The organism is Affinirhizobium straminoryzae, assembly GCF_007004135.1.
GTDB lineage: Bacteria > Pseudomonadota > Alphaproteobacteria > Rhizobiales > Rhizobiaceae > Neorhizobium > Neorhizobium straminoryzae.
This window is the reverse complement of sequence record NZ_VJMG01000030.1, coordinates 69453-81625: the sequence shown is the minus strand read 5'-3', so window position 1 is coordinate 81625 and position 12173 is coordinate 69453. Positions and strand designations below refer to the sequence as shown.

Below are 12173 nucleotides of genomic sequence, written 5' to 3'. Positions count from 1 at the left end.
ACAGGCCGCCCGCTCCGGGTCGCAAGACCGGCCAAGACCGGCAACGGAACGGGATTGCCTGGAGACGGTCGCCATTGCACGAGTGGGCGCGATATGCAAGCGGCAGACGCCTTGAACCCCGGTTTTCCCAGCTGTTCAGGCCCTCTCTTGTGCATTGCATCCGCAGCCTTGACCTTGCAACGGGCAAGCGCCTATCCCATGTCCTCGAGAGTGATGCAGGGGACGCAAGCGATGGCCTATCATATCAGTGGTGCGAGCCTCAGACGTTACGTGCTGTTCTGGTTCGGCGCGCTTCTTGTCTTCGTCCTGTTCCTGCTCGCCTTCCGCACCATCCTTCTGCCGTTCGTGGCGGGCATGGCACTCGCCTATTTCCTCGATCCGGTGGCAGACTGGCTCGAACGGCGCGGCCTTTCGCGCCTGATGGCAACGGTCGTGATCCTGATCGGCTTCGTGCTGATGTTCGCGATTGCCCTGATGGTGGTGATCCCGCTGATCGTCAGCCAGTTCAACGATTTCGCCAAGATGCTGCCGGGCTATATCACGCAGCTGCAGCAGGTGATCGCCAGCCCCGAAAACTCCTTCCTGCCGAAATGGCTGGTGACGCAGGTGCAGAACGCCAAGCAGAACTTTTCCAGCCTGATGTCGGAGGGCGCCGGTTTCCTCGGCGGCCTGCTCAGCCAGATCTGGAGTTCCGGCAAGGCCATCGTCGATGTCATCTCGCTGCTCGTCGTCACGCCCGTCGTCGCCTTCTACATCCTGCTCGACTGGGATCGCATGGTCGCCAAGGTCGACAGCTGGATCCCGCGCGATCAGGTGACGACGATCCGCCAGCTGGCGCGCGAGATGGATCAGGCGGTGTCCGGTTTCATTCGCGGACAGGGGTCGCTCTGCCTCATCCTCGGCCTCTTCTACGCGGTGGGGCTCTCCATCGTCGGGCTGAACTTCGGCCTTCTGATCGGTTTCGTCGCGGGCATGATCAGCTTCATTCCCTATATCGGCTCGCTGGTCGGGCTGGTGCTGGCCGTCGGCGTGGCGCTGATGCAGTTCTGGCCGGATTATCCCTGGATCATTGCCGTGGTCTGCGTGTTCTTCACCGGCCAGTTCATCGAGGGCAACATCCTGCAGCCGAAGCTCGTCGGCTCCAGCGTCGGGCTGCATCCGGTCTGGCTGATGTTTGCGCTACTGGCCTTTGGCACCATGTTCGGCTTCGTCGGGCTGCTGATTGCGGTTCCCGCCGCCGCCGTGGTCGGCGTGCTTGTCCGCTTCGCCCTCACACGGTATCTTCAAAGTGATATTTACTTCGGCCATTCGGCCGCGCTGCCCTGGGACGACAGGAACGGCGTGGAAGCCAGGGCCCTTGAAACGCCTCCGAACGACCATGACTGAGACGCTCGACAAACAGAAGCGTCAGCGCGCGGAACAGCTGCCGCTGGCGCTGACCCATGATGCCGCGACCGGCCGCGACGATCTCCTCGTCGCGCCCCCCGTCAGTGCGGCCGTTGCCATGATCGATGCCTGGCCGCACTGGCCGGCGCCTGTGGTGATCCTCACCGGACCCGCCGGCTGCGGCAAGTCGCATCTTGCCAGCATCTGGCGCGAACGCACCGGTGCCGCCGACATCCACCCGACCGCCGAAAGCGACGCGGCCCTCGTCGCCGCCCGCGGCCCTGTTCTCTTCGAGGATGCCGACCGGCGCGGCTTCGATGACAATGCGCTCTTTCATGTCATCAACAGCGTGCGCCAGCACCAGACGACGCTGCTCATCACGGCGCGGCTCTGGCCGATGTCCTGGCCGGTGATGCTTGCCGATCTGCGCTCGCGCCTGAAGGCCGCGACGGTGGTGGATATCGGCGAGCCGGATGAGGATCTGCTGGGGCAGGTGATCATCAAGCTGTTTGCAGACCGGCAGCTGCATATCGATGACCGCATCGTCGCCTATATCGTGGCGCGCATGGAGCGCTCGATGGAGGCGGCGCAAGGCGTTGTCGATCGCCTCGACCGGCTGGCGCTGGCGCGCGGTACGCGCATCACCCGCACGCTTGCGGCCGAAGTGCTGGAAAGCCTCGCCGGCCGGGACACCGCTGATTGACTGTCATCGCCGCGTCGTTGAAAAGGAATAGGGGCGAGTGCAACGTTCGGCGCATCGTCCGAGCGGTATGGCAATGGCAGAGGGAGCGACATGGACCAGATTTCCGAAACGCGGGAGAGCCTCCCGGAGATGACGGCGGAAGCTTCTGACCTGCTGACGAGCCCTGATCGCTTCATCAACCGCGAATTTTCCTGGCTCCAGTTCAACCGCCGCGTTCTCGAGGAGACGCTGAACACTGCGCATCCGCTGCTGGAACGCGTACGCTTCCTGTCGATCTCGGCGGCGAACCTCGACGAGTTCTTCATGGTGCGCGTCGCCGGCCTCGAAGGCCAGGTGCGCCAGAGCATCGTGGTGCGCAGCCCCGACGGCAAGACGCCGGCCGAGCAGCTCGACGACATCCTCAAAGAAATCGACAATCTGCAGATGGAGCAGCAGGCCTCGCTCGCCGTGCTGCAGCAGTATCTCGCCAAGGAAGACATCCTGATCGTCCGGCCGGCGGCGCTGTCGCCGGAGGATCGCAACTGGCTCGCCAGCGATTTCGAGGACAATCTGTTCCCGATCCTGACCCCGCTCTCCATCGATCCGGCCCATCCCTTCCCCTTCATTCCCAATCTCGGCTTCTCGATGGGCCTGCAGCTCGACAGCAAGAGCGGTCGCGAGCCGATGACCGGCCTGCTGCGCCTGCCGCCGACGCTCGATCGCTTCATCCGCCTGCCGGACGAGGGCCAGACGATCCGCTACATCACCCTGGAAGACGTGGTGTCGATGTTCATCGACCGCCTCTTCCCCGGCTACGAGGTCAAGGGCGCAGGCACCTTCCGCATCATCCGCGACAGCGATATCGAAGTGGAGGAAGAGGCCGAGGATCTGGTGCGTTTCTTCGAGACGGCGCTGAAGCGCCGCCGCCGCGGCAAGGTCATCCGCATTGAGACCGATTCCGAAATGCCGGCGTCCCTTCGCCAGTTCGTGGTGCAGGAGCTTGGCGTGCCCGACAATCGCGTCGCGGTTCTGCCGGGTCTGCTGGCGCTCAACACCCTTTCCGAAATCACCAAGGCCCCGCGCGACGACCTGCGTTTCGAGCCCTACAATGCCCGATTTCCGGAGCGCGTTCGCGAACACGCTGGCGATTGCCTTGCGGCCATCCGCGAAAAGGACATGGTGGTTCACCACCCCTATGAGAGCTTTGACGTTGTTGTGCAGTTCCTGTTGCAGGCGGCGCGCGATCCGGATGTGCTGGCGATCAAGCAGACGCTCTACCGCACCTCGAACGACAGCCCGATCGTCCGCGCCCTGATCGATGCGGCCGAGATGGGGAAGTCGGTAACGGCGCTGGTGGAGCTGAAGGCCCGGTTCGACGAGGAAGCCAATATCCGCTGGGCGCGCGACCTGGAGCGCGCCGGCGTTCAGGTGGTGTTCGGCTTCATCGAATTGAAGACGCACGCGAAGATGTCGATGGTGGTGCGCCGTGAGGACGGCAAGCTCAGGACCTACTGCCATCTCGGTACGGGCAACTATCATCCGGTCACGGCGAAGATCTACACGGACCTGTCCTTCTTCACCTGCAATCCGAAGATCGCCCATGACATGGCGAACGTGTTCAACTTCATCACCGGCTATGGCGAGCCGGAAGAGAGCATGAAGCTTGCCGTCTCGCCCTATACGCTGCGGCCACGCATCCTCAGGCATATCGAGGAGGAGATCGAGCACGCAGAAGCCGGGCGCCCGGCGGCCATCTGGATGAAGATGAACTCGCTGGTCGATCCCGACATCATCGATGCGCTCTACCGGGCAAGCCGGGCCGGCGTCGATGTCGATCTGGTGGTGCGCGGCATCTGCTGCCTCAGGCCGCAGGTGCCCGGCCTTTCCGACAATATCCGCGTCAAATCGATCGTCGGCCGCTTCCTCGAACACAGCCGCATCTTCTGCTTCGGCAATGGCCACGGCCTGCCCTCCGACAAGGCGCTCGTCTATATCGGCTCGGCCGACATGATGCCGCGCAACCTCGACCGGCGCGTCGAAACGCTGGTGCCGCTGCTCAATCCCACCGTGCACGAGCAGGTGTTGTCACAGATCATGCTCGGCAACCTGATTGACAACCAGCAGAGCTACGAGATATTGCCCGACGGTACGTCGCGTCGCATGGAAGTCCGTCAGGGCGAGGAACCTTTCAACGCGCAGCAGTATTTTATGACCAATCCGAGCCTTTCGGGGCGCGGGGAAGCCCTGAAGTCGAGTGCGCCGAAACTCATCGCTGGATTGATCTCCGGCCGCAAGAAATAGTGACGAATGGTACGATCTGAAGCCCAGGGGCGTCTCCCCGGAAGCGCTCCCGTTTCCGTTGTCGACATCGGCTCAAACTCGGTGCGCGTGGTGATCTATGAGGATCTGTCCCGCTCGCCGACCATCCTGTTCAACGAGAAGGTGCTGTGCGGGCTCGGCAAGGGCCTCGGCATCAATGGCCGCATGGACGAGGAGGCGGTCAAGCGCGCCCTGAGCGCGTTGCGTCGCTTCCGCGCGCTGTCCGATCAGGCCCGTGCGACGCGGCTGTTTGCGCTGGCGACCGCCGCCGCCCGGGAGGCCTCCAACGGCCCGGCCTTCATCGAGGAGGCCGAGCGCATCCTTGGCCAGCAGATCCGGGTGCTGTCCGGCGAGCAGGAGGCCTATTATTCCGCGCTCGGCGTGATCAGTGGCTTTAACGATGTGGATGGCATCGCCGGTGATCTCGGCGGCGGCTCGCTGGAACTGATCGACATCAAGGGCAGCAGCTTCGGCAAGGGAATCACGCTGCCGCTCGGCGGGTTGCGCCTGTCGGAATCCTCGGGAAATTCCCTGCAGAAGGCGCGAAGCCTTGCCCGCAACGAGGTCCGTAACGCCAAATTTCTCACCAAGGGAGAGGGACGCACCTTCTACGCGGTTGGCGGCACCTGGCGCAACATCGCCAAGCTGCACATGGAGATCACCCGCTATCCGCTGCACATGATGCAGGGCTACGAGCTGCAACTGAACGAGATGCAGAATTTCCTCGATCAGGTGGTTCTGTCGAAAGACTCCAAGGATCCCGCCTGGCAATCCGTCTCCAAGAACCGCCGCGCGCTTCTGCCGTTCGGGGCGGTCGCCATGCAGGAAGTGCTTGCCGTGATGAAGCCGGCCCGCGTGGTGTTTTCCGCGCAAGGGGTGCGCGAGGGGTTCCTCTTCTCCGAGCTTCCCGAGGACGAGCAGCAGAAGGATCCGCTGCTGCTTGCCGCCGACCAGCTCGCCATTCTGCGGGCCCGCTCGCCCGAACATGCGCGCGAGCTTGCGGACTGGACCGGCCGCATGGTGCCGATGTTCGGCATCGAGGAGACGGAAGAGGAGGCGCGCTATCGCCGTGCCGCCTGTCTTCTCGCCGATATCAGCTGGCGGGCCCATCCGGATTATCGCGGGCTGCAGGCGCTCAACCTGATCGCCCATTCCTCGCTGGTCGGCATCACCCATCCGGGCCGCGCCTATCTGGCACTGGCCAATTACTACCGGTTCGAGGGCCTGCATGACGACGGGGCGACAGGGCCGCTGTCGCAGATCGCAACGCCCAGGCTTCTGTCGCTTGCCAAGCTGCTCGGCGGGCTGCTGCGCGTCGTCTACCTGTTCTCGGCCTCGATGCCAGGGGTCGTGGACCATCTTTATTTCCGCCGCTCCGCAAGCCCCGATCTCGACCTCGATCTGGTGGTGCCGCACGACTACATTGATTTTGCCGGCGAACGTCTGGACGGGCGCCTTCAGCAGCTGTCGAAACTGACCGGCAGGCGGATCGCCTTCGTCTTCGAATAAGATCAGGACGCGCGGGGACGGGCCTCTGCCGTGCGGCCCTTGCCAGTCCGAGACAGGGCATAGACGTTGAGCGGCTCGTCGCGGCCCTTGACGAGATGCGCTCCCATCGGCTCGGCCAGTGTGCCCTGCGGCAGGGTCAGCCGTTGCATCAGATCGCTGGAGATCAGCACGGGGCGCTGCAATGTCCTGCACAGGGCCTCGATGCGTGCGGTGGTGTTCACGACATCGCCGAAATAGGTGATCTTGTGGTGGAAGACGCCGATTTCGGCCGTCACCACCGATCCGCCATGCAGCGCGGCAGACAATTGCGGCACGCGCCCGAAATGGGTCTCCCACCATGCGGCACGCACGGTGATGTCATCGAGAATATCGTGCAGGCACTGCACGCAACGCGCCTCCTTCAGTCCCTCCTGCATGGGCCAGGTGACGATCGCGCAATCTCCGACATAATCATCGATCTCGCCCTGATGCTTGCGCACGTGGCCGGCGAAATCCGCAAAGAGTTCGCCAAGAAATTCCTGGGCACGCAGGTCGCCGAACCCGCGGGCATAGGCGGTCGAGCCGACGAGATCAATGAACAGGAAGATGCGTTCCTCCTGGACGGGCGTGCGGTAGCGCCCGGTCAGCAGGCTGAGGAAGACGCGCCGTCCGAGGAGCTGGCGGACGCGCAGGATGGTGATCCCGCTCAGGAAGAAGGCCAGCGTGTAGAGGAAGGCCGGTGGGCGGATCAGCAGCACCTGCTTCCAGTGCGCGTCGATCATACCGGTCGTCTTCATGATAATGCCGGCGAGGGCGAACCCGACGCCCGAGAGCACGAAGTAGATGCCGAGGCTCGAGAGGAAATAAGCCGGCGTCGAGAAGCAGCGGATGCGCTGCAGCAGGGCTGGCAGCAGCAGACCACCTTCGAAGGCAATCAGCGGCACGCTGCAGGCGAGCGCGTAGAGCGAACCGATATAGAGTGCGCCATCGACCGAAAACAGCAGCATGAACAGCATGCCCGTCAGCGCGATGAAGGACAGCAACATGATGAGGCGCAGGCCGGAAAAGACGGCCCTCGCATTGATGACGGTCCGTCTCGCCCGCGTCATGGTCCCTCTGTCATCTCCCGCGGCAGATGGGCTTTACGCCTCGTCTGCCAGCTTCCCGAAGCGCACAATACGAGCTTTGCGGTCCGAGACAACTGCGGCAATTTGTGGGTGGGCGGCGGGATCGCAACGGGAACTCTCGCGTTCTGACCGAGGTTCCTTTGCCATCGGGCTGCAGCACCGGGGGCAGCGTCCTTTCTTCCCTGGTGCGCAGTGTCACGGCGGATCAAGCCGGCGTGACCGCGCCACGACCATCACTGGACCGACGGGCTGCGGGTATGGTTATAGTCTTGTGGGGGCAACGGCAGTCATGATCTGATCGGGGACGTGGCGTGCCGAAAAAAAGCATGGGGGATGAGGCGATTATCAGGAAATACGGTTGGTCGGTTCTCGGGCTCGCGGTCGTCGCGATCTCGGTCTGGTTTCTCTACAAGGAGCTGCGTGGTCTTTCTCTCGATGCGCTGGGCGACAGTCTGAAAGCCATATCGGCCATGCACTGGTGTCTGGCAGTGCTGAGTGCGCTCGGCGCCTATGTGGCGCTTGCGGGCTATGATGCGCTTGCGCTCGGCTATCTCGGGCGGCGGGTGAACGGATGGTTCATCATGCTCACCTCCTTCACCACCTATGCGCTCTCGCACAATCTGGGTGCTTCTGTGTTTTCCGGTTCGGTGATCCGCTACCGCGCCTATTCGTCGAAAGGCTTGAGCGCCATCCAGATCGGCCAGCTGGTGGCTTTCTGCTCGTTCACCTTTGCGTTCGGCACCATTCTCCTGTCCGGCATCACCCTGGTGCTCGAGCCCTCGCTCGGCGAGCGCTTCATCGAGGGTCTCTCGCCGGAGGTGTCGCGCGGGGCCGGCATCGCCGTCCTGTTGCTGACGGCAGCCTATGTCTATGGCAGCTGGCGCGGCTTCCGGCCGCTGGTGCTCGGTCCGATCCGTATTGCCTATCCGAACCTGCGGACGGTGATGCTGCAGCTGATCATCGGACCGGCGGAACTGATTGCGGCTGCCGCCATCATCTATTTTGCGCTGCCGGCGGCCGGCAATCCGGGCTTTTTCATCGTGCTCGGCATCTTCCTGATGTCCTTTTCGGCAGCCCTTCTGTCGACGGCGCCGGGCGGGCTCGGCGTCCTGGAGCTGGTCTTCGTCAACGGCCTGCCGGAAATGGACAAGCCGGACGTGCTGGCGGCTCTCATCGTCTTCCGGCTGCTCTACCTGATCATTCCCTTCGCCCTGTCGCTGATCGTCGTTCTCGTCTTCGAGAAACGTTCGCTGAGCGCCGGCCGCTAGAGGGCTCTTGCATCCCTGAAACGGAAAACGGGCACCGGAAACCCGGTGCCCGTCGCATGTCTGAATGCCGTCGGCTCAGCGGGCAGCGAGGAAATCGGCCACGTCGAGCAGCACGAACTCGTTGTCGTCGGCTCTGTCGATGAAGCGGCCGATGGAGAAGGGCAGATTGTTGTCGTTGCCGACGATGATATGCGTGGCATCGACCACATCGACGTTCTCGATCGTCACGAAGGGCATGGTGTAGATGCCGTCCTTCGTGCCCTGCTTGGCCTTCTTGTCCGGGTCGGCGATGTTCATCAGATCGATATAGCCGATCTTGCGGACGGCCTTCCCGACATTGGCATCGCTCATCTCGATCTTGTAGACGCGCTTGTGCCTGGCGGGCTTTTCGAAGCAATCGACCTGCGGCTTGGCCGGGTCGGCGCAGGCCTTGTCGGCGGTGCCTTCGCCGCCGTCACGCTCCAGAACGAGGCCGGTGGTGGCGTCGATCATGTTGAAATCGCCGATATTGGTGCCGCCGGCCGACAGCGGATAGAGCCAGCTGCGGCCCGTCCAGCCCTTGCCGGCCGTGTCGAATTCGATGACGCGCAGCGCGTTCTGGCCGTCCACCTGCTCGAACTTGCCGTCGCCCAGATAAAGCGGGCCTTCGAGCAGCGCATAAAGGCGCGCGCCGTCCGGCGACATGGCAAGGCCCTCGAAGCCGTTGGAGCGGCGCAGGGTGAAGGCCGGCATCGGCTTTGATGGATCAGACGGCAGCGCCAGCGTCGGATTGTCCGGCGACATCACGGTCTTGCCCTCGACGCTGGTCGCATAGACGGCGACCAGTTCGCCCTTCAGGTTGATCTTGATCAGGTAGGGACCGAATTCCTCGCCGATCCAGTAGCCGTCGGCCACCGGCTGGATGGATTCGATGTCGAAATCGGAGCCTGTCAGATAACGCTTTTCCGTGCCTTCCATGACGATCGGGAAGGGCGCGATCTTGTTCGGGTCGGAGAGGAACACGGTCTCCAGGCGGTCGACCTTGTTGTTGGCCCAGTCCATCTTCAGGTGGTGCAGCATCAGCATGGCATCGACAGAGTTCAGCTTGCTGCCGAAACCGTTGTCGGAAAGGCTCCAGAACGAGCCGTCCGGCATGGTCTTGATGCCGGAAAAGCCCTGCACGGCTTGGCCGTCGAATGGCATCGAGAGGCCGGTCGGGTGAATGCCGTCCATGCCCGGCACGGTGCCGAGACCATTGGCGCGCTTGCGGTCGGCGGTCGTGAACTTGGCGGCGGTCTTCAGCGCGTCCGGTGCATCGGCCGGAGCCGGAATGACGGTGTTGGCGGGCAGGATGGCCTGGGCCGAAAGTCTGGCCGGAAAGGCCTTTTCCTCGGCCTTGGCGCCGATGGCAAGCGCCAGAACGGCGGCGGACGCGAGCAGGATCGTCTTCATCTTGTATCCCCCGATGATGGAATCGAACGGGGCATGATTAGAAAAGCTGAATGTCGCTCGCATTGCGGGGGGATGAAGTTTTGGTGACGTTTCAGCATCGCGCCGCAAGACGGCGCCTGCCTCCGGGCGTCGCATCGTCTGGCTCCGGGGGGCGAGCGGAAATGATCACGGGAGTGACCGGATGCATCCCTGATGATCGGGTGTCACGATCAGGCGGTGAGCGCCAGCAGCGCAAAACTCGCCAGCCAGTGTTCGCCCATGTAATCGCCCGCCACATGCGGCAGCGCGGTCGCCAGATGGTGTTCCGCTGCCGTCTCTATCACGCCGCGGCGCGGATCTCCCTCGGGCAGCGAAGCCGTCAGCGTCCGGAAACACCAGGCGCGGCTGAGGTTCAGCCCGTCCAGATGGGCGATCTTTCCGTCGGACCGGTCGGACACGGTGGCGGGCGTAAACAGCGTCGCGGGCTCCTGTGCTCCGATCCGGGGCAGGAAGGCGTCGAACCAGGCGAGGAAGCGATCCCGCGGCAGAAGGCGACGCAGGCATTCTGCCTCGACAAGCGTTGACGACAGGAATTCGTCTCCGGACGGTTCGCCCCAGGCCGGGCAGTTTTCGTCGGCGCCATACCAGCGTTCGGCTGTCCCGGTCAGCAGCGCCATGAGATCGGCATCGCCGGCGGTTTCGGCATAATCGGCGGCAAGGCGCAGCGCAAAGGCCGTGTTGAAATGGGTTCCGACGCGCACCGGATAGGTGGCGAGCGGCAGGAAGGCCATGAAACGGTCGCGGATCACATCCGTCAGCGGTTGAAGGATCGCCGCCCAGCGGCCGTTTTCGAGCGGCATCAGGTCAGAGGCCAGCTTCAGCAGCCAGCCCCAGCCATAGGGCCGCTCATAGCCACGCGCCAGCGGCCGCGCGAAATAGGCGCGCTCGCCGGCCACCGCATCCGCCGTGATCTGCGCATCGAACAGGGCGCGGATGCGGCCTGCCTCCTGCATGTCGGGAAAGCGTCGCAGCAGGCTTGCCAGCAGCCAGTAGCCGTGCACGCAGGAATGCCAGTCGAAGCTGCCGTAGAAGAGGGGATGCAGCGCGCGCGGCGTGCCGAGATCCTCGGGGCCTTCGAACCCATGCGCGAGGTGGTTCGGATATTCGCGGGTGACATGGCCGAGCGCGATCGCGGCAAAACGATCGGCAAGCGCGATGGTCAGCCCGGGGGCGCTCACCCCTCAAGCTCCACGGCTTCCACTTTCTTGTCGGCGAAGCGCAGCGCTACCTTGCCGGAAATCAGTTTCAGCGCCGGCTCGCCGAACAGGTCGCGGCGCCAGCCGGTCAGGGCCGGCACCTCGGCGTTTTCGCCATCCACGGCAATCTTGTCGAGGTCTTCGCTGTTGGCGATCACCTTGGCGGCGACGCCATGCTGTTCGGAGATCAGCCGCAGCAGAACCTTGAGCAGCTCGACGGCGGACTGCGCGCCTTCCGGCGTGTGCACGTGCTTTGGCGCATGCGGCATGTCTGCCTTCGGCAGCGCCAGCGCCGCATTGACCGCTTCCACGATCGCGGCGCCGGAAGACGAGCGCTCCCAGCCCTTCGGCACCGTGCGCAGGCGCCCCAGCGCCTCGGTATCCTTCGGCTGCTGCTGGGCGATCTCGTAGATCGCGTCGTCCTTCAGCACGCGTGAACGCGGCACGTTGCGGCTGCGTGCTTCCCGTTCGCGCCAGGCGGCGACGAATTTCAGCACGGCCAGTTCCTGCGGCTTGCGCAGGCGCGATTTCAGCCGCAGCCACGCGTCGTCCGGATGCACGTCGTAGGTTTCGGGGTTTTCCAGGATCGCCATTTCCTCGGCGACCCAGGTGGTGCGGCCCTCGCTGTCGAGGCGGCTGCGCAGGCTCAGATACACGTCGCGCAGATGGGTGACGTCGGCCAGCGCATAATCCAGCTGCTTTTCGGAGAGCGGCCGGCGGCTCCAGTCGGTAAAGCGGGAGGACTTGTCGATCTGCACGTTCTTCGTGCGCTGCACCAGCTGGTCGTAGGAAATCGAATCGCCGAAGCCGCAGACCATGGCGGCCACCTGCGTATCGAAGATCGGATGCGGGATGAGCTTGCCGAGATGGTAGATGATTTCCAGATCCTGGCGCGCTGCGTGGAAGACCTTCACCACCGCCGGATTGGCCATCAGCGCGAAGAAGGGCGCAAGATCCAGCCCCTTGGCCATCGGGTCCACCAGCACCTCAAGGTCGGGGCTCGCCATCTGGATGAGGCAGAGTTCCGGCCAGAAGGTCGTTTCGCGGAGAAATTCCGTGTCGACGGTAACGAATTCCGACTGGGCGAGCTTGCGGCATGCTTCATCGAGGGCGGCGGTCGTGACAATCATCAGAATCGGTCGTGCGGCTTGAAGAAAGGGACGTGGTCAACCTTCCTTTCCCTTTCATCAGAGGATGTCAACAGAAGGCTGGCCTTCGCCGCCCGCATTTGCCGGTC

At 63.7% G+C, this 12173-nt stretch carries 8 protein-coding genes and 1 pseudogene; 5 read left to right on the top strand and 4 right to left on the bottom strand.

What is annotated here, in order from left to right; genetic code table 11:
* The first annotated feature begins 231 nt into the window (after nt 1–231).
* The 4 genes and pseudogenes from FNA46_RS12545 to ppx all read left to right on the top strand — a co-directional run bounded on the left by FNA46_RS12545 (nt 232) and on the right by ppx (nt 5896).
* Entirely contained in the window at nt 232–1386 is a 1155-nt protein-coding gene (locus tag FNA46_RS12545; protein ID WP_143125542.1) for an AI-2E family transporter, read from the top strand.
* On the top strand, nt 1379–2089 hold the full coding sequence (gene hdaA / locus FNA46_RS12540) for a DnaA regulatory inactivator HdaA (RefSeq protein WP_143125541.1): 711 nt from the start codon (nt 1379–1381) through the stop codon (nt 2087–2089). Before FNA46_RS12545 ends, hdaA begins: the two co-directional genes overlap by 8 nt.
* A gap of 90 nt (nt 2090–2179) precedes the next feature.
* Nucleotides 2180–4330, top strand: a pseudogene (locus tag FNA46_RS12535) (RNA degradosome polyphosphate kinase); the annotation flags it as partial.
* Between the two features lie 45 nt (nt 4331–4375).
* Nucleotides 4376–5896: an exopolyphosphatase gene (gene ppx / locus FNA46_RS12530; RefSeq protein ID WP_143125539.1), complete on the top strand. Its 1521-nt coding sequence runs from the start codon at nt 4376–4378 to the stop codon at nt 5894–5896.
* A 2-nt stretch (nt 5897–5898) separates the two neighbouring features.
* Here ppx and FNA46_RS12525 read toward each other — a convergent pair whose 3' ends face one another.
* Nucleotides 5899–6984: an adenylate/guanylate cyclase domain-containing protein gene (locus tag FNA46_RS12525; RefSeq protein ID WP_143125538.1), complete on the bottom strand. Its 1086-nt coding sequence runs from the start codon at nt 6982–6984 to the stop codon at nt 5899–5901.
* A gap of 344 nt (nt 6985–7328) precedes the next feature.
* On the opposite strand from FNA46_RS12525, the gene FNA46_RS12520 reads away from it, so the two are divergent.
* Complete coding sequence (locus FNA46_RS12520) at nt 7329–8270, top strand: lysylphosphatidylglycerol synthase transmembrane domain-containing protein (RefSeq protein WP_143125612.1); 942 nt, start codon at nt 7329–7331, stop codon at nt 8268–8270.
* A 75-nt stretch (nt 8271–8345) separates the two neighbouring features.
* Here FNA46_RS12520 and FNA46_RS12515 read toward each other — a convergent pair whose 3' ends face one another.
* The 3 genes from FNA46_RS12515 to rnd form a co-directional block, all read right to left on the bottom strand.
* Nucleotides 8346–9701, bottom strand: coding sequence for an esterase-like activity of phytase family protein (locus FNA46_RS12515; protein WP_143125537.1), 1356 nt, complete (start codon nt 9699–9701; stop codon nt 8346–8348).
* 209 nt (nt 9702–9910) lie between these two features.
* Entirely contained in the window at nt 9911–10918 is a 1008-nt protein-coding gene (locus FNA46_RS12510) for a DUF2891 domain-containing protein (protein ID WP_143125536.1), read from the bottom strand.
* A complete protein-coding gene (gene rnd, locus FNA46_RS12505) occupies nt 10915–12066 on the bottom strand; it encodes a ribonuclease D (protein WP_143125535.1) in 1152 nt (383 codons plus the stop codon). Before rnd ends, FNA46_RS12510 begins: the two co-directional genes overlap by 4 nt.
* Nucleotides 12067–12173: the final 107 nt, after the last annotated feature.